Annotated in this window: 18 protein-coding genes; 15 read left to right on the forward strand and 3 right to left on the reverse strand. The window is 45.2% G+C overall.

The window, feature by feature from the left end; translation table 11 throughout:
• Positions 1–451: 451 nt before the first annotated feature.
• Positions 452–961, reverse strand: a complete 510-nt coding sequence (locus A9237_RS14160; RefSeq protein ID WP_078608419.1) for a GNAT family N-acetyltransferase — start codon at positions 959–961, stop codon at positions 452–454.
• Between the two features lie 107 nt (positions 962–1,068).
• Positions 1,069–1,608, reverse strand: coding sequence for a TetR/AcrR family transcriptional regulator (locus A9237_RS14165; protein WP_078608420.1), 540 nt, complete (start codon positions 1,606–1,608; stop codon positions 1,069–1,071).
• Positions 1,609–1,865: 257 nt separating this feature from the next.
• Here A9237_RS14165 and A9237_RS14170 point away from each other — a divergent pair, with 257 nt between their 5' ends.
• The 14 genes from A9237_RS14170 to malE all read left to right on the forward strand — a co-directional run bounded on the left by A9237_RS14170 (position 1,866) and on the right by malE (position 15,786).
• Positions 1,866–2,714: an MBL fold metallo-hydrolase gene (locus tag A9237_RS14170; protein ID WP_078608421.1), complete on the forward strand. Its 849-nt coding sequence runs from the start codon at positions 1,866–1,868 to the stop codon at positions 2,712–2,714.
• A gap of 30 nt (positions 2,715–2,744) precedes the next feature.
• Positions 2,745–3,209, forward strand: a complete 465-nt coding sequence (locus A9237_RS14175; protein ID WP_078608422.1) for an acyltransferase — start codon at positions 2,745–2,747, stop codon at positions 3,207–3,209.
• A 38-nt stretch (positions 3,210–3,247) separates the two neighbouring features.
• A complete protein-coding gene (locus A9237_RS14180; protein WP_078608423.1) occupies positions 3,248–3,718 on the forward strand; it encodes a GNAT family N-acetyltransferase in 471 nt (156 codons plus the stop codon).
• A 50-nt stretch (positions 3,719–3,768) separates the two neighbouring features.
• The gene (locus A9237_RS14185; RefSeq protein ID WP_061008818.1) at positions 3,769–4,224 is read left to right on the forward strand and encodes a GNAT family N-acetyltransferase; all 456 of its coding nucleotides are present in this window, start codon (positions 3,769–3,771) and stop codon (positions 4,222–4,224) included.
• 75 nt (positions 4,225–4,299) lie between these two features.
• Positions 4,300–4,755: a GNAT family N-acetyltransferase gene (locus tag A9237_RS14190; RefSeq protein ID WP_078608424.1), complete on the forward strand. Its 456-nt coding sequence runs from the start codon at positions 4,300–4,302 to the stop codon at positions 4,753–4,755.
• A 148-nt stretch (positions 4,756–4,903) separates the two neighbouring features.
• Positions 4,904–6,085, forward strand: coding sequence for an alpha/beta hydrolase (locus tag A9237_RS14195; protein ID WP_078608425.1), 1,182 nt, complete (start codon positions 4,904–4,906; stop codon positions 6,083–6,085).
• Positions 6,086–6,406: 321 nt separating this feature from the next.
• Complete coding sequence (locus A9237_RS14200) at positions 6,407–7,543, forward strand: efflux RND transporter periplasmic adaptor subunit (RefSeq protein ID WP_020197206.1); 1,137 nt, start codon at positions 6,407–6,409, stop codon at positions 7,541–7,543.
• Positions 7,536–8,807, forward strand: coding sequence for a TolC family protein (locus A9237_RS14205; protein ID WP_038895267.1), 1,272 nt, complete (start codon positions 7,536–7,538; stop codon positions 8,805–8,807). Before A9237_RS14200 ends, A9237_RS14205 begins: the two co-directional genes overlap by 8 nt.
• Positions 8,804–10,018, forward strand: a complete 1,215-nt coding sequence (locus A9237_RS14210) for an ABC transporter permease (RefSeq protein WP_020197208.1) — start codon at positions 8,804–8,806, stop codon at positions 10,016–10,018. Before A9237_RS14205 ends, A9237_RS14210 begins: the two co-directional genes overlap by 4 nt.
• Before the next feature lie 2 nt (positions 10,019–10,020).
• Positions 10,021–11,304, forward strand: a complete 1,284-nt coding sequence (locus tag A9237_RS14215; protein ID WP_005443345.1) for an ABC transporter permease — start codon at positions 10,021–10,023, stop codon at positions 11,302–11,304.
• A gap of 22 nt (positions 11,305–11,326) precedes the next feature.
• A complete protein-coding gene (locus tag A9237_RS14220) occupies positions 11,327–12,019 on the forward strand; it encodes an ABC transporter ATP-binding protein (protein ID WP_167371684.1) in 693 nt (230 codons plus the stop codon).
• Positions 12,020–12,301: 282 nt separating this feature from the next.
• Positions 12,302–13,312 (forward strand): substrate-binding domain-containing protein, encoded by a 1,011-nt coding sequence (locus A9237_RS14225; protein WP_078608427.1) that lies wholly within the window; start codon positions 12,302–12,304, stop codon positions 13,310–13,312.
• 29 nt (positions 13,313–13,341) lie between these two features.
• Entirely contained in the window at positions 13,342–14,589 is a 1,248-nt protein-coding gene (locus tag A9237_RS14230) for an alpha-amylase family glycosyl hydrolase (protein ID WP_167371685.1), read from the forward strand.
• 15 nt (positions 14,590–14,604) lie between these two features.
• Positions 14,605–15,786: a maltose/maltodextrin ABC transporter substrate-binding protein MalE gene (gene malE / locus A9237_RS14235; protein ID WP_078608429.1), complete on the forward strand. Its 1,182-nt coding sequence runs from the start codon at positions 14,605–14,607 to the stop codon at positions 15,784–15,786.
• 194 nt (positions 15,787–15,980) lie between these two features.
• Here malE and A9237_RS14240 read toward each other — a convergent pair whose 3' ends face one another.
• The gene (locus A9237_RS14240; protein WP_078608430.1) at positions 15,981–16,595 is read right to left on the reverse strand and encodes a 3'-5' exonuclease; all 615 of its coding nucleotides are present in this window, start codon (positions 16,593–16,595) and stop codon (positions 15,981–15,983) included.
• Between the two features lie 254 nt (positions 16,596–16,849).
• On the opposite strand from A9237_RS14240, the gene A9237_RS14245 reads away from it, so the two are divergent.
• Positions 16,850–18,664 carry a DUF4365 domain-containing protein gene (locus tag A9237_RS14245; protein ID WP_078608431.1) on the forward strand — a complete coding sequence of 605 codons (1,815 nt, stop codon included), beginning with the start codon at positions 16,850–16,852 and terminating at the stop codon, positions 18,662–18,664.
• The last annotated feature ends 108 nt before the right edge of the window (positions 18,665–18,772 follow it).

Consider the following 18,772-nt stretch of genomic DNA (forward strand, 5'->3'; position numbering starts at 1 on the left):
AATAAGGTCGATATGCTGATGTCGACCTTTCTCAATTTATTATTCGGTTCAGAACGAATAGTTCGCCTGAATATTGGGGCATATTGCCGTTATACTCCTTTTGTGTTTATCCCTTTTATTTGAGAGTTTCTTACTTCAGCCAGATAACCCAGTACAGTGCCGATAACACGGATATCTGGAATTGAGCCTGTTAATGTCATTGGTGCAAGGGTGATAAGTCTCGAAGTCTGAGCCGAGCGTAAGTCGTACAAATTGCTCACGGAAAAACACATATGTCACCACCTAAACGATAGCAAACTAGCTAGTGTAATCGGAATCACTTTTGTTTATTGTGGTTGTTTCAGTGTGTACTCTCTCTGAATCTAGTTTTGGAAATAGCCGATAGACTAGGGGGGAACCCGTTATGTACAAAAGCTCAAAACAAGTGTTTTGGGCTTTTGTTATTTAGGCGTTATTGAACCTGCTCGTCGGGATGACCCCACATCAATGGTTCTGCGTAAGGGCCTTTGATGGATGAGGTTGATTCGCCGACACCATCTAGTGCGCCAGGTGTAAGCTCACGTGCAAACCAACACTCTAAAGGAGCTTGAGTTCTTACTGGTGGCAACACATTGTGCGGCGCGTTGTAGCGGTTTCCGTAGTGGAACGGCTCACCCATCACAAAGATAACGTCAGCATCTAATTGCTTTTCTGCTTCTTCCATCAATCTTGTCGCGTAGCCTTTGCCTTGGTATTCAGGTAGTACGGCCAGTGGCGCAAGCACATAGCATTTTAGGTGTGGTGCTGCGTCAATCACGATAGGGGTATAGCATGCGTGTGCCACGCCTTCGTAGACGATTGAAAAGCTACCATCCGCAATAAGGTTGTCGGCAAATTCTGCATAGAGTTTGGCGTGTCTCTCATCGTATAGTCCACCTGCTTTTGCGAACGCTTCGTATTGAATTTGATAAGGTGTATTCATTGGTTTCTCCTTCGTTTTTAAATTTAATAAACATACTGACTGACCGTGCAGTCAGTATGTTTGGCCAAAAAAATCACGCATCGATATGTGCATGATTTTTGGTATTTTTAACAGTACTTTTTGATGAACTCTTGTCTGATTTCTTCGATAGGGAAGTCCTCATTCAGTAAGTAGTTCATGGCAATGCCGTCTATCTCTGCGATGAACATTTTTGTCACCACTGCCGGGTTTGCGTGTCCTAGCGAGCGGAAGACTTCTTCAGTAGATGCCTGTAAACCTTGGTAGCGTTCGTCGATCAGGTCGACAACAATCGCTCTGGTTGTCGGGTGAACCATCACACTAAAGTTGAACTGGTAAATCTTGCGATGGTCAGGAACCGTCATGCCATCGAAGATCGAGTGGATCATGGCTTCTAGGCGATCATCACTCTCTGTTACGTGTTCATCATTTTTGTCGGCTTCTTCGATAATCTGAGTGATATGAACAAAAACTTCTCTTAACAGTTCGTTTTTATTTTTGAAGTGATGAAACACCAAACCTTTTGAAATCTCAGCCTTCTCGCAAATGGTGGAGACGGGCGTTTTCTCAAAACCGTGTTCTGCAAATAACTGGGTTGCAACTTCAATGATCTGTTGTCTTTTGTCCATTGTGTTCACTCTACATACTGACTGACCAACTGGTCAGTTTTGCGAATAATAGTGCGTTTATTGATCTTCCGTCAAGTCTTAATAGGATCAAAATCGCTTGATTGATGTTTTAGGAGTGAAGTGAAAATCAAGCACGATCGAAAACGGGTACCGTAAACCTCTGTCTAATCACACAATTACCATTACTTTTTTCTACAAGCATCAAACCTCGTTATTGTCTCATCCACTAAAGCGGTTCAACGTCATTAGGAGACACCATGATCGTTACCACTCTCGTCGATAATTCTCGTGTTGAGGACCGAGCCGATCTCTGTGTTGAGCGCGGTTTATCGCTGCACATCGATACAGAAGGAACCAAACTGTTGTTCGATATGGGCAGTGGACGAACGTTTTGCGACAACGCGCCTTTACTAAACATCGATATCCAAGAAGTTGAGCTCGCGGTTATTTCTCATCGGCATCATGACCATTGCAACGGTACTTCTCACTTTCTAGAGCAACACGATGTAGCCAAAGTCTATTTAAAATCGTGTGGAGATCAGGATTACTGCTTTCGAGCTTTTGGCTTCAAGAGTGATGTTGGTATCGACAAAGCTTTGTTAGACACAACCAATGACCGCATAGTGCAGGTAAGCGAAACGACGCAAGTTGCTCCAAATGTTCATGTGATTACCAAGATCAGCGACAAGTACCCACAACCCAAAGGAAATCAGTACCTCTACACCCAATCGAAAGATGGCGGTTATGAGCAAGACGCTTTTGAACATGAGTTACTTTTGGTGATCAAGGAAGAAGATGGCTTGGTTGTGTTCACAGGATGTGCGCACAGCGGAGTATTGAATATGATTGAAACCGCCATTGAATTATTTCCAAACTGCAGAATCAAAGCGGTAGTAGGTGGCTTTCACCTTGTGGGCTTACCCGTATTTAATGGCATCGGCGGCACTAAAGACGACATAAAAGCATTAGGTAAAGCCCTGTTGGAATACCCTGTTGAGAAGTTTTACACGGGCCACTGCACGGGCATGAAAGCGTATCATTTGCTGAAAGAAGTACTTGATGAGCGTTTAGAGCATTTACCAACTGGGCGTCGTGTAGAAATCTAATCAATCACTCATTTTTATTTTGGAGAATAGATGTACAGTCCAAAAGTCTTACATGCACAAATTAAAGATGTGACTTGTGGTGAAAACGTCACCATCATCAAACCTGCAAACGTCTATGGCTGCGAGCTAAAAGAAGGCGTATTCGTTGGCCCCTTTGTCGAAATCCAGAAGAACACAGTGATTGGTGAGCGAACTAAAATCCAATCTCATACATTTATTTGCGAATACGTGACCATCGGCAGTGATTGTTTTGTTGGTCATGGGGTAATGTTTGCCAACGACCTGTTCAAAGGCGGAAAACCAGACGCGAATCCAGACAGCTGGGGGCGCACAGTCATTGGGAATAACGTAACCATAGGCTCGAATGCCACGATACTTGCCGTGAAAATTTGTGAAGGTGTGGTTATTGGCGCAGGTAGCGTGGTGACGAAAGACATCACAGAGAAAGGCATTTATGCAGGGAATCCAGCGAAGAAGTTGAGAGATTTACCCTGACGAAGAACACGAGCATCCACGGAAGAACCACGGAAAAAATGAAGTTTAGAGAAGTGACAGCGTCGGATTTAGCGCTGCAAAAAGAGCTATTGTTGGTGGCGCTTTGGACGCCGGACGATGAACCCGACCACGATCCAAAAGTGCTCGAACTGGCGCACATCAAAGCCTATTTTGAAGAATGGGGCAAAGCGGGCGACCTCGGATTATTCGCATTAAACCAATTCGATGAGCCAATCGGCATTGTCCAGATTCGCTATAAATCGAGCCAAACCGTTCAATATGCTGAATATCCTGAATTGGCAATGGCGGTTCATGCAAGCCATCGCGGCAAAGGCGTCGCTTCAGCACTTATGAAAGCACTATTAAAGAGAGTTGAAGGCACTTGTGATGGTATTCGTCTCGGCGTTCATCCTAAAAATGAAGCCGCACAAAAGCTGTATGAGAAGTTTGGATTCGTCACCTATGAAATCGCGCAAAGTGGTTTTCCTCAAATGGTAAGAACGAAGTAAGCCGCTCTCGATTAACACAATACGAAAAGTAAAAACACAAGGAAGAATCGATGCCACTGACATACCGTAGCGCGACATTTGAAGACTTAACCAGCTTGGTTGCATTACTGGCTAATGACCCGTTAGGAAGCAAGAGGGAAGACGCAAGCTCGCCACTGAATCAAGCTTATCTTGCTGCATTCGAAGCGATCGACAAAGACCCAAACAACCAATTGCTGGTGGTAGAACTAGAGGGTGCTTTGGTTGGCATGTTACAGCTGACTTTTATCCCTTATCTGACCCACATTGGCAGTTGGCGTTGCCTGATTGAAGGCGTCCGAATTCATCAAGATTATCGCGGACGTGGCTTTGGTGAGCAGATGTTTGAATACGCGATAAAGCAGGCGAAAGACAAAGGTTGTCAACTCGTTCAATTGACCAGTGATAAGCAACGTCCTGATGCACTTCGCTTCTACGAAAAACTGGGTTTTAAGGCCACGCACGAAGGCTTCAAACTGGCGTTGTAAATACTTACTAACCAGAGAGTTAAGCCTCGACGGTAGTGCAACCAAGCACAATCAACGGCGATATAGAACAAAGCGATGAGATTCAGAACTTACACCCCACAAGACAAGCAAGCGATTATCGACATTCTGCTGTCTAACTGCCCGAAATATTTCATCGAAAGTGATGAGGCGGATTTAGTCGATTTTTTAGATAACTACGCCGATGAAAACTACCTCGTGGCTGAAGAAAACGCGCAAGTGATCGGTTGTGGTGGACACTACACCAAAGGTAAAACTCATGGTATTGCGTGGGTGATGTTTCGTCACGGTTCGATAGGACATCGCCATCTGCTTTCAACGGCAGATCGTTTTTATCAAGAGATGGAATCGCGCATCAGAGCAGAAGGCCATCTCTATGATATTCACATCAGCACCACACAATTGATGGAAAAACTCTTCAATCGATACGGATTCATCACGGTAAGCATTGTTGAAAATGGCTTTGGCGAAGGGCTGCATCAGTACGATATGGTCAAGTCTTTCACCCGTTAATCCGTGCACCAAATGTGGAGCATGAGTATACAAAACCCCAAAAACTGAAATCCTGTAGTTTTGTATACAACTTCTGTAGTTTTGTGTACTGACCTAGTGCTTAACTCGCTTTACTATGCTCTTATCTTCTTTTGATACGGGTATAGAGATGAAACCAATCGTACTTATGGCACTGCTTTTCGGGCTGGTTGTTTCTGTGGTGGGGTGTGCGTCAAAACCGCCTGTCGCGCTGAATCAATCAGAGCAGTACTACAACTACATTCAACCGACATTTGACGATTACTTGTCGGTGACCAAGGATTGGTTAGTCGAACATCGTGGTTACATCAGTGATGATCATGACAAAGAAATCGCGATGAACATGCCTTTTGAGTTGAAGCCAGAGCACAAGTCCAACAAAGCGATCTTACTCGTGCACGGACTGGGTGATTCGCCTTATAGCTTCTCAGACATTGGTAAAACACTCCAAGCGCAGGGTTTCTATGTGCAAAGCGTTTTGCTACCGGGTCATGGCAGTAAGCCATCGGATCTTATGCTGCCAACCTACAATGATTGGCAAACTATGGTCGATCACTATGCGGCACTACTAAAGCAAGATTACGATGAAGTTTGGTTAGGCGGCTTTTCTACTGGTGGAAACTTGGTGACCATCAATGCCATTGAACAAGGCAACGTCGACGGTTTGTTGCTGTTCTCTCCGGGCTTTCAATCTAAAGCGCCAATACTAGAGAAGTTTGCGCCATTCGCTTCACTGTTTGTCGATGGCTATACAACCAAAGAAGATAACTTAGCGCGCTACAGTTCTGCGCCGCTGAATGGGGCTATCGCGTATTCAGAAAGCGCGACCAAATTAAGAAGCTTGCTCAAAGAAAACACCGTTAAGGTACCAACATTAATCGTGTTGAGCGAAGCCGACAGCGTGGTTGACCCAAAAGCCGTCAAAACCCTTTACGAAGAGCGTTTTGTTAACTCGGCCAATCAACTGCTTTGGTACGGTGAATCGGACATCGCGCTGTCTTCCGCAACGTCGCTGACCATGAGACTCGACTCGATGCGCATCAGCACAGGTTCACACATGAGCCCATTGTTTGCGCCTGAAAACACATACTATGGCCAACATGGTGAACACAGAATGTGTATGAATAGCATGGACGAGAAGGCAACCGCGTACTGTGAAAATGGCGGTGAAGTGTGGTGGTCTGCTTGGGGACATGAAGAAGAGGGCAAGGTCTACGCAAGATTGACTTGGAACCCGTATTACCAACAACTCACGCAAAGCTTGGCCGAAGTCACCGGAAACCAAACTCAGTCGACGGCGGTAATTCATTAAGCCCGCTCATTAAGTCTTTATTCCCAAAGCTTAAAACTAGACCTCAAGTTCATTTACGCGTGAGCTTGAGGTTTTCTTTATTCTGTCTCTTTATTTCAAGGTTCTAGGTTAGCGTCATCTCTGCGAGTTCCATCTTTCTCAAACAAGTACAAAATCTAAGCGTTTAACGCCGATTTCAGCTATTCATCCTGCTTATTGTCAAAGCGCCCTGACAAAACCTTACTAAATATGACAATCTTAGCGGCTTCAAACCACGATATCCTTAGAACTTAATGTTCATGAGATGGTCACAAGACTACAAAACAATAATTGGAATCAATGATGGCAAAAACTTGGCTTGTCGCTGCTGTGAGCGTTGCATTGCTTGGCGGCGGTGCGTATTTCTATCTGCAATCTTCGGCTCAACCAGAGGCTTTTCCTACTCTGGCAGTGGAAAAAGGAACCATTGAGAAACAAGCGGTCGCAGTCGGCAATATTGTCCCTGCACACTCAGTTTCGATTAAGTCGCAAATTGACGGTATCGTCGGCGAGATTTACGTCCAAGTTGGCGAGAAAGTGAAACAAGGCCAGCCATTGATTAAGGTTCGTCCGAACCCGACGCCACAGGCACTTACGGATGCGTCCACGGACTTGATGCGCAGTGAAGCAGACCTCGAATCCGCTAAGCAAAAGCTCGCCAACTTAGAGAGCTTGGTGAAGCAAGACATCATTCCAAGCAACTACGATGAATACGTTAGTGCGCGCTCGACGGTGAAATCGGCACAAGCGAACGTGCTTCAAAAACGCCAGAACCTCGAACTGATCCGCAGTGGTGAAGCATCGATCGGTAACGCGCGTCTGACCTCGACCATCTACGCACCGATTGACGGCACAGTATTGAACCGCAAAGTGGAAGTTGGTGAGCCAATCATCTCAACCGAATCGAGCCAAGCTGCAACAGAAATGATGTCTCTGGCCGATATGAACAGCCTGATCTTCAAAGGCAGTGTAAGCGAGCATGATGCCGCGCAGCTTTCTCCGGGTATGCCGGTATTGCTGACCGTTGCGCCGTATCCAGATGTAGAAATCTCCGGCGTGCTGACCAAAGTTGCGATTCAGTCAGAGAACCTAAACTCGCCAGAAGGCAACGCGTCGGCAAAAAGCTTCGATAACGGTTTTGAAGTCGAAGTAGGTGAGCTGAAGATCCCACAAGAAGTGTTGCTTCGCTCGGGCTTCTCATCCAATGCGCAAATCACGCTGAAGAAATCAGAGAACGTATTAACGCTGCCTGAGCGTGCGCTGCAATTTGATGGCGATACGCCAAACGTATTGATTCCAGATAGTTCAGAACAAGGCTTCCACAAACAGAAGGTGAAGCTTGGTTTGTCAGATGGCATCAATGTAGAAGTATTGGATGGCGTTGAGCTAAACGAAGAGATCATCGATAACAGCATGATGATGGGAGCCGCGCATGGCTAAGCTGCATTTGTCTAAAATTGGTTGCGCGATATTAGCCGCAACACTCAGCTTACCAAGTTATGCGATTTCAATTGAGCAAGCATGGCAACAAGCGAAACAGAGCGACCCAAATTACGAGAAAGCCAAGATTGGCGTGCAACTCGGTGAAGTCGGTGTGGATGCGAGCCGCAGTTCATTACTGCCGGGTTTGAGTGCGACGGCATCGGCGGATTGGAGTGAATCGGCCGATAACACCAACAGCTACGGTGCATCACTGTCTCAAACCATTTGGGACAGCAGCTTGTGGTCCGATCTAGACCAAGCCAATGCCAACTACATCAAGGCTCAATTAGAACTGGCTCAATCACACAATGAATTAGCACAAAGACTGCTTTCATCGTATTTGGATGTCGCGAGCGCACAAGGCGATTTGCAATTGGCGCAATCCAAATTGGAAGAAGGCAACAAACTGCTGAAGATCATCGAGAAGCGTTACCGCGCCGGTAAGGTGAAATCGGTTGATGTCGAAGAGATCCGTGCGACTCAAGTAGCAGACAGAGCAGGGATCTTGAGCGCGAGAGCTGATTTGGAAGTCAAACGAGCTGAGCTTGCTGCGTTGATCAATCAGATCCCACAAAGCGTCGACCAAATTCGCACCGATTCTCTTATTCAACCGCCAATGATGGTGGACTCTCAAGAGCAATGGTTAAAGCTTGCCAAAGACAGCAGCCCAGAGTTGTTGGTGGCTGCGCAAAACGTGAAAGCCAGTGAGTTTGCCAAAGACTCCGCTCAAGGTGGTTACTACCCAACAGTAAAAGGAAACGTCGGCTACAACGATGATGACCGACGCAAAGACGGTGAATTCAACGCGGGTATTACCCTAAGCGTGCCGATCGATTTGAATGGTGCAACGCGCGCCAGAGTCGATGAAGCATCCTTGAATATCCTCAGTGCCAAACAAGATCTACGCAGAGTCGAAATCGACATTCAAAAGCGCGTTATCCAGCAGTTTACTCAAGTCGACATCAACTGGAACCAAGTCTTAATGGCTAACGAACTGGTTATCTCTCGTGAGAAAGTGCTGCGCAGCAAAGAGAAACTTTACGATGCAGGTATGCTAGAAGTATCGGAAGTCATTAGCGCGCACAACAACTTGTTCGAGGCCAAAAATAGCCTACAAAGCAACTTGTACAACTACTGGCGTCAGCGCATCGGTCTGCTGCAAACCGCAGGCAAGTTAGACGACGACACCATGGCACTGATCTCCCGAGCTTTTAATTCATGACCAGTTTATTGCAACAAACATGGCAAACGCTGATGGCGCATCGCATGAAAAGCATGCTCGCCATCATTGCCATTGCTTGGGGCGTGATATCCGTGGTGGTGCTGATTGCACTGGGTGAGGGCTTTTATCGCCATCAAACTCAGCAGTTGTCGTTTATGGTCAACAACGTGCAAATCGCGTTTCCGTCGAGCACCAGCAAACCATGGCACGGCTTACCTTCAAGGCGTCAAATTCAGATCCCGCAAGACAAAGTCGATATGATCAAGCAGTCCGGCTTTGTCGAAGCGGCATCGAGCGTTTATGCCAAATGGGATGCGAGCGTCACCAATGACAAAGGCCAGAACCTAACCAGTAACGTTAGTGGTATTGATCCGTCTTACTTCTCCCTCATTCAACGTAAGTTGGAGTCTGGCTCACGCAACCTGTCACCAACTGATATCGCTAACCATACGCGTGTTGCTGTGCTTGGTGATCAAATTGCTAAGATGGGTGAAATCGGCATCGGGCAAATGGTTAAAGTGAACGGTATTCCCTTCTTGGTGATTGGTATCATCAAAGATGAAGATGCAGGCATTTCATTCGGCGACAGCCGCAAAGTGTTTATTCCGCAAACCACGTATCTCGATTTGTGGGATGCCAAACCGTGGATGCTACTGCTTAAGCCAACAGAGGGTATGAATGGTCCCGCTTTCCGACAAGCCATCGTCAACTTCTACGCCAAACAATTGCACTTTGACCCAACCGATAAAGAAGCGATCAACCTACCGGACTTTAGTGAAGGTGCTGCGCTAATCACGGGTATTTTCCGAGGCATTCAAATCTTCCTTGGGGCAAGTGGCGCAATGACCATGGCCGTTGGGGCGCTCGGTGTCGCGAACATTATGTTCCTCTCAGTGACAGAGCGAACGCGAGAAATCGGCGTGCGCTTGGCAATAGGCGCGACACAAAAATCCATCCTTAGTCAGTTCATTCTGGAGGGCTTGTTCTTGGTGGCTGTCGGCACGGCACTTGGCTTATTAGTCGCGTATATGGTGGTGGCGTTGTTAGGCTCAATCACCTTGCCGGAGTGGTTAGGTTTCCCTGTAATCACACCGGATTCGATCGCTTGGTCACTGTTAGTCACGCTGGTTCTGGCGTTGTTGGCGTCTTACTTCCCAGCGAGACGAGCATCGCGACTCACTCCGGTAATCGCTTTGAGCGCGAGGGCATAATCATGTTGCTACCAATGAGACAAATCTTTCAGGAAATGGCGGCAGAAAAGCTTCGCTTAGGCTTAACCATTCTTGCTGTGGCATGGGCGACCTTGTGTATCGCCGCAATGCTGGCCGTGGGCGAGGGCATTCGTCAGGGCGTATTAAGAACCGCGCAAAATGGCAACGGGAACCTGATTTACCTAACGGGTGGTATGGCGACGGTCGATTATGGCGCTTTTCACCAAGGCAAATTCTTAACCTTAAAAGTCGACGATACCGATGTGGTCAAAGCCCTTCCAGAAGTGAAGAGCGTTGCACCGACCGCTATTTGGAATGAGCGCATTACTGTGGGCGACCGAGGCTCATGGCAAGAGCCATTGGCCGTCACGACAGACTTTGCATCAATGACCAACCTAACACCAATGGATGGCGGACGTTGGCTAAACCCACTCGACCAAAAGCAGATGCGCAAAGTGGTCGTATTGGGTTATTCGCTCGCGGCTGACTTGTTCAACCCTGTCGATGACTTCAGCTGGTTTGCGCCAGTGACACTGCAAACCGATCCCGTGGGGGAAAAGGTCAAGATTGGCAGCGAAGAATTCACCGTGATTGGTGTATTGAAGAAAAGCAGTGCTGAGATTGAGCAGGGCGACCAAATCAACTATTCCAGCTTTGTACCGTTAGCAACGTGGCAACGCTTTCATACCAATGGCGATATTGGTGGCATCAACGTCGAGCCACAAGCTAACACTGACCGCAAAAAGCTCGCAGAGACCATTCGCCAAGTCATTGCTCGCAAACATGGTGCTAGCGTCAGTGATGAGCAAGTGGTGCAAGTGGAAGACATGTTCCTCAAACAGAAAAGCATGCAGCAGTTTTTGATTGGCCTGCAAAGCTTCCTTGGCATCATCGGTTTTGTCACCCTTGCCGTTGCGGGCGTGGGGATCGCCAACGTTATGTACGCGACCGTGAAGCGTTCAACCCGAGACATCGGCGTGCGAATGGCAGTCGGGGCTACACCAACAGCGATTCGCTTGCACTACTTGGTGCAATCACTGATGACCATGATGTTAGGTGGCGTATTGGGATTAGGCGTGACCTACGCATTGGTATCGGCAATCAGCGCCATCAACCTAGAGGGCAACGTATTCTATGAGCACCTTGGCAAACCAGTCCCAGAGCTGTCATGGATTGTCGTTGCGATTGTGATTACCACCTTGGTGATCATCGGTGTTGCATCCGCTTGGTTACCAGCAAACCGAGCCGCCAAAGTGAGCCCGTTGGAGGCACTGCAAAGTGAATAATAATAAGAATTCTGGAGAGAAGATGTCGAACAAACCACTTGTTGAGCTAACCAACATCTGCAAATACTACTCTAGCGGAGAGGCGGAGGTGCGCGCGCTAGACGGTGTAGACTTAACCATCAATCAAGGTGAGTTTCTTTCGATTCTTGGCCCGTCTGGTTCGGGAAAATCAACGCTAATGAACATGCTCGGCTGCCTAGATAAACCGACCGATGGTAAATACTTACTGGGTGGTCAAAACGTGGCAAATCTAAGTGCGAACGATCTAGCGGGTATTCGCAACCAAAAGATTGGGTTTGTCTTCCAAAGCTTTAACTTGTTGGAATACGCGACAGCATTGGATAACGTGGCACTGCCGTTGGTATACTCTGGCATCAAAGCCAAAGAGCGTCGCCAACGTGCCGCGAAGTTGTTGGAACAAGTGGGGCTAGGGGATCGTCTCGACCACAAACCAAACCAGCTTTCTGGCGGTCAAAAACAGAGGGTCGCGATTGCAAGAGCCTTGGTCAACGATCCGCAAATCATCTTAGCGGATGAACCCACAGGGGCACTGGATTCGAAATCTGGCGCGGAGATTGAAGCCTTGTTCAACCAACTCCACGCCGAAGGCAGAACCTTGATCATAGTGACGCACGATAACGCCTTAGCAGAGCGCACCAAACGCATCATCACCATCAAAGATGGCAAGGTTATTTCGGATAGAGTGCCTACTTAAAAGTCTTTCTATAGACTTGAGTTCCTCCGATAAACAGCTCTAAACAAGAAGCAATTTTGGTTGGTTAAATCAGAATTGCTTAACCCTTTCTTTCTATCCTTATCGCAAAGTTCATAGATTGTCGCCTAATGATCGGCTAATCATTTTTCTTCGATTATCTATAAATTAAACCGGTTTAAATTTATTGCGCAGTTAGAGGTGGTGATCACAATAAGTGATTGTTCTTATTGTGTGTAATTAGTCTTGGCTCTAAATTTAAATCGGTTTAAATATTTGGCGAAAATGATGGCGACTATCAAAACACTTTCCGAACATCTTAAGTTATCAAAGGCGACAGTAAGTCGAGCACTAAATGGCTACCCTGAAGTAGGAGCGAAAACTCGTGAACGCGTCCTTAAAGCAGCCAAAGAGCTTGGCTACTCTGCAAACGCGAGTGCAAAACAACTGGCTACTGGCCGTTCTGGGATGATTGGAATGATTTTGAAATCAACGAACGAACTAGTCGATGCTCCAACCTATGTTGAAGAGCTTGCCTCGATCAGTTCTTACCTTGCGGAATTAAATCACCATCTACTCATCGGTTCTTCTGTGAAAGGCGACGCGCTCTCTACCATTAAACAATTTGTCTCAAAAAAAACGGTTGACGGCTTGATTTTAAAAGCGCCAGAAGTTGATGACCCGCGAATCAAATATTTAGTGGAAAAAAACTTCCCGTTCGTCGTTCATGGTCGCTCAGAGGTTAAACCTAACTATGCTTTTTACGATATTGATAATGAACAAGTCGCCACACTTGCAGTAGACCATCTCATAGAGCTTGGTCACGAGAAGATCGCATTCATAAACGCCCCAACACATTTAGCGTTTGCTCAGCAGCGTCAAGCGGCTTTTGAAAGAAGAGTCGCAAATATTAAAAGCAAGGTTGTCAACGTATCCGTTGTTGAACATGAAGGTTTTGAAGCCACAATGGCATTGCTTAACCCAAACAATCATTTCATTCCGACGGCAATCGTATGCTCAAGTGTCAGCTTGGCCTTGGGATGCTATCAAGCAATTAAACAAATCGGACTGGAAGTTGGAAAAGACATATCTGTCGTTGCACATGATGATGTGCTAGCTCACCTTAACAGCGCCAAATTCAACCCTCCGCTCACAGTGACATTGTCTCCAATTAATGACTCTTCAAAGCCACTAGCAGAAAAAATGAAATCTCTGCTTGATGGCAAACCGATCGAAGAGCTTCAAACCATATTACCCGTCGAGCTCATTAGACGTAGTTCGACACAGCAACGATAAAAATTTTAACGTTTACACGGAGAGTTAAATTGGCAACTGTAAATACAAGCTTTCAGCATCCTGAGTGGTCAAAATCGGCCAATATTTACCAGGTCAACCTTAGACAATATTCAGAAGCAGGAGACATTCAGTCATTTAGACAAGACCTTCCGCGTCTAAAAGAGTTGGGTGTAGATATTATATGGCTAATGCCCATTCATCCTATTGGTGAAAAAGAGCGTAAGGGGAGCTTGGGAAGCCCATATTCTGTAAAAGATTATTATGGAGTTTGTCCAACGCTTGGCACTTTAGATGATTTCAAAGTTCTAGTGGATGCCGTTCATGAGTTAGGAATGTACATCATTATGGATTGGGTCGCTAACCATTCAGCTTGGGATAACCGTTGGGTTACTGAGCATCCTGAATGGTACCTAAAGAATGCCCAAGGAGAGATCCATTCGTACGTCTATGATAACGGTGAAGAGCTTGAGTATTGGGATGATGTCGTGGGCTTCGATTACACTCAGAAGCCACTCTGGGACGAAATGGAAAACGCTCTTAAGTATTGGGTTCAAGAGGCTAACATTGATGGGTATCGCTGTGATGTCGCGGGTCTTGTTCCAACCCCATTTTGGGAGCGCGTAAGAGCAACGTTGGATGAAATTAAGCCAGTCTTCATGCTTGCTGAATGGTCAACGGTGGAGCTACATGAAAAGTCGTTTGATATGACTTATAACTGGGATTTCTACGACGTTATGAAATCGGTGGCTGCTGGTAAACCAATCATCACATCCTTCAAAGAGTACCTATCAAAAGAGGTGTCGCGTTACCCATATGATGCTTATCGTATGGCTTTTACTACGAATCATGACAAAAATTCCTGGGATGAGTGCGATGTGAAAATCTTCGGCGATGCATTGAAAGCGTATTTGGCGCTGACGATGACATTCCACGGCATGCCATTGATCTATAACGGGCAAGAGTCGGGATTAGGCAAAAAGCTCGCTTTTTTTGAAAAAGATACCATCGATTGGAAGACATTCGCCTTTACACCGCTAATCAAAGAACTGTTTTTCCTAAAGAAAAACAACCCAGCACTATGGAACGGCCAATATGGTTCTGTACCAGAGATTCTAGAAGCTTCAAACGGTGAAGTTATTGTTTTTTCTCGTCAAAAAGAAAATAACAAAGTCATTATTTGCATTAATTTTTCATCAAAACAAGCTGCAGTTACGTTAAATAAAACAGCCATTACTTTGGAACCTTATGGATTTAAAGCAGTGGTTGAACAACAGTAATAATAAGGTGAAACAATGAACAAACTAAAAGCGCTTAGTATCGCTACATTATTGGCAATAACTTCTTCAAACGCTGTCGCTTTCTCAGAAGACACAATTACAGTATGGGTGCCGAGTGACAAAGGCTACAACGGCATTATCGAAATTGGTAAAAAATTCACTGAAGAAACGGGTATTAACTTAGTTGTGGAATACCCTGACAAACTAGAAGTGAAATACGAGAGTCGTGCTGCGGTTGGTCAGGGGCCTGACATCATGATCTTTGCCCACGATCGATTTGGTGGTTACGCTCAAGCTGGCCTTGTTCGTGAAGTTAAGCCTAGCGAGGAATACAAAAGTAAATTTGAAGCGTTTACTTGGAGTGCAATGAACTTCAATGGTAAGTATTTTGGATACCCGATTTCGGCGGAAACACTCTCACTCATTTATAACAAAGACATTATTTCAGAGCCAATTGAGAGCTGGGAAGATGTTTACGCCCTGGATAAAGAGCTATCCAAACAAGGCAAAAAAGCCATTATGTGGGATATTAAATCTCCGTTCTTTACCTGGCCATTGTTAACCACTAATGGTGCTTATGCGTTTGGTACAAATGACAAAGGCTACAATGCAAAAGATGTAGGGGTAAACAACAAAGGCGCTCATAAGTCGATGGCATTTTTGAAAGAGCTCGTCGATAACAAGATCATCATCGCTGATGCCGATTATGCTAATGCTGAGTCTGCCTTCAATCAAGGCAAGGTAGCTATGACGATTAATGGCCCTTGGGCATGGGCTAACTTGGACAAAAATGGAATGAACTATGGGTTGGCAGTCCTTCCTAAACTCAATGGTAACCCATCCAAGCCATTTGTGGGTGTTCTGACCGCCGGCATTAGCTCTGCCACACCAAATGAAGATTTGGCGAGAGAGTTTATCGAAAGCTATCTTCTGACCAACGATGGTCTTCGCTACATGAATAACGATAAACCAATTGGTGTACCTGCATTGAAATCATTCAATGAAGAACTGAAGAAAGACTTTAGAGTGGCCGCAACCTATGAGAATGCAATTCGAGGTGAAGTAATGCCTAACATCCCTCAAATGATGCCATTCTGGTTTGGTCAACAAGCTGCAATTGCGGATGTACTTACAGACAAACAATCGATTGAGGATGCACTTGCAACAGTTGAAAAACGCATGTTGGCGAATAAGTAGGGTACTTCTGCAATACTAGATGAGCAGTTTCCAATCTGCTTAAGTGAGTTTGAATCACATAAGATGAACGCTTGATAACAAGACGAAAATCTCAATGTCATTATCAAGCGTTATAACAAAGTTTGTCTGTCCAATAGGGCAGAATCAGAACTGACTAAATAAAGGCAAGTAGGAAGATACGCCAAGAAGTTGAACTAAGCGCGGCTTTTAGCCAGTAGCTGATCCACTTTACCTTTTGCTGTCTTACTTACCGTCTGCATAAACTTGAAGCTTGGCGCTGCAATGCCGGATTGTTCAAGCTCTTCTACCATCAACAACCACAGCTTTGCTGTTACCTGTGCATCGGCTAACGCGCGGTGGAATACACCGTCGTTTTCGATGTTCTTGTAACGAACCAACTCACCCAGCTTGTGTGACGGGGCGTCTTGAATCAGGCGTCTTGCCACCAATAAAGAACACGCGAACTCGCCAGAATAACCGCAGTCGATTCGCTCCAGTTCCGCATCCAGAAAGCGCTTATCAAAAGACGCGTTGTGCGCGATAAGATTCTCTCCCGCAATAAACTCACTGAACGATGCCATGACTTCATCGCAGCTCGGTGCGGTGCGCAGCATGTTATTGGTAATGCCTGTGTAACCCTCGATAAATGAGCTCACACGAAAGCCGGGATTCATAAGTTGCTGAAAACTATCGACCACCTCACCATCAACGATCTTAATCGCGCCGATTTCAATCGCGCGATCGCCCATATTCGGAGACAGACCTGTGGTTTCAAAGTCGAGTACGACAACGGAGTTAGCTTGAGGCATGAAGTTTTCCAACTGAACAATAAGGTGCAAGAGTATCGTTGAAAGAGTGGGAAAAGGGAAGTCGGGGGAAGTGGGACACGGAAATGCCCCCAAGCTTGTTTGGAGATGTGAGGTTTACATGTCTTCGATACAAGTTTTGGACTACTTAAAATAATTTGGCTTAACTCTCAGTATGAGTTGCTCTATGTAATTTTAATTATTGTAGCTTCCTGTTAGAGTAAAAATCTTCAAGATTATCAGTATCAGGGTTCACTATGAATGCAGGTGAGATTGGCGCAGCCGCTGGCCGAATTTTTAACTACAAAGCGCCGCTTAGCTGGATTATTCGAAGTCAAGAAGACCAAGATGATCATGGCATTGATTGTGAAATTGAGCTGAAAGACTCAACCGGAAAAGCTCTTGGTCAAGAGAGCGTATTTAAAATTCAGCTTAAAGGTCAAGAGAACTGCTCATTCATTGATGATGGACAGAAGTTGTCTTTCTCGGTATCTCGCGCCCGTCTTCTATATTATCTCAAGTTCAATATTCCAGTGATATTGGTGGTTGTTGAAGTGTCTAGCGAAGATATTTACTGGGTTTCTATTACTGACAATCAAGAGATCTTGGGGAAAGTAATTGACTCATCTGCTGATACTTTGACCGTCCATTTACCCGTTGAGAATAAGCTAGAAAGGAACGATTTTGCAGCATTCGATAAATTGCTGGTGTCTGTTCAAGAATGTTGGGACTTTCTGTCTTTACGAGATCTGAAGCTTGCAGTTAACAACTGTAAAGCCCTTCAACCAGATGCTTTGAACACATGTATCGAACAAGTTGGTGATGCTCTGTTCACGGCTTACCATATCAAGTTAGAAAGGTTGATGGTTAAAAGGGCATATCCTCAAGTGTTTAAACAAGCGAGTGATCTTATTAACTCTCCAATAGTACCGTCAAAAGACAGGTTCATTGCAGCTTTGTACTACTCTTTTGCTTTTGATATTCAGCCCTACACGCAACTAAAAAGCGATGAAGCTTTAGAGAAGCTAAAGCTATGTGATTATCTTGTACGCTGCGCAAGAGAGCAAAGAGAGTCAGCTTATCGTCTAACTGCGATAGCTAAGGCCAGATGTACAGTTTTCTTTATTAAAATTGAACAGTTGAATGCACTTCATCATACGAATGCTCACTTCAAAACTGACAGCTTTGAATTTTTGTATATGAATCGCGCAGCTAACACTCAATACCATGAAGCGTGCATGCTACTACAGAAAATCATTAACTTGTGTCATCGTTTGATTAGACAAAGTCAGTTCAACATTTTGGCTGATGTGATGAAAGACTTAACAATGTCAATTGGTATGTTTAAGTCGATTCACAAAACTAGGGGGACGGATGATGCCATTACGTTTCTAGATGAATGGTTTGAAAGCATGATCTACATGTCTTTAACTTATCTAGCAATGATTAGAGATCTTGGAAAAATTGAACACTTGTACCTATTCATTAGCATACAGAAAGGGTTAAAAGATATTGTTCAATTTGATATGAGAGAGCTAATTCTCGATCATTTCCCAGACTCACGAGAGCTCCTTGATTGTCTGGACCCCATAATTGCTAACCAGAAGAAACCAAAGCCACTTTTTGAAGCAAGCATTGAAGAGCAAAAGCAGTTCTTTGCTGATATGGCTAAAAATTTGGGTATGGACCCAGATGATCCTGCTTCGAGAGAGGGGCAGTTCATTGCTATAGGTTTAGCCAACTATGACCCTACAAATGTTATTGGTCATTGTGAACATATGTTTGTTGATTATCGACCTAGAGGGATGATCGCTCAACAGTTAGGAATGCACTCCTTGAGTATGCCTATCATGACTTGTTTAAAGCATAAACACACAATTGGAACTGGGAACTTGTTAATCAAAGCATTCGATAACACTGAGGGTCCAAAGTTTGCGTTAGGATTCAAGCAAAGTCACTGTGATAAGTGTTCTGATTGCTCGCCAAGACTAGATGATTGGGTTTGGAGTTTGAAATGGCAGCAAGAAGAGCGCATAAAGCATGCCGAGTGGCTTGATAAGATAGATTTTTAAAACAAACTAATCCGAATACCGTTATCACAAGACTTAGCTCTAAATCATTTATGCCCAACTTTGAGTCAGTACACTCAAAGCCAACCACTTCTCCGCCTACAATTTGAG

The sequence above is a fragment of the Vibrio owensii genome (assembly GCF_002021755.1).
Lineage (GTDB): Bacteria > Pseudomonadota > Gammaproteobacteria > Enterobacterales > Vibrionaceae > Vibrio > Vibrio owensii.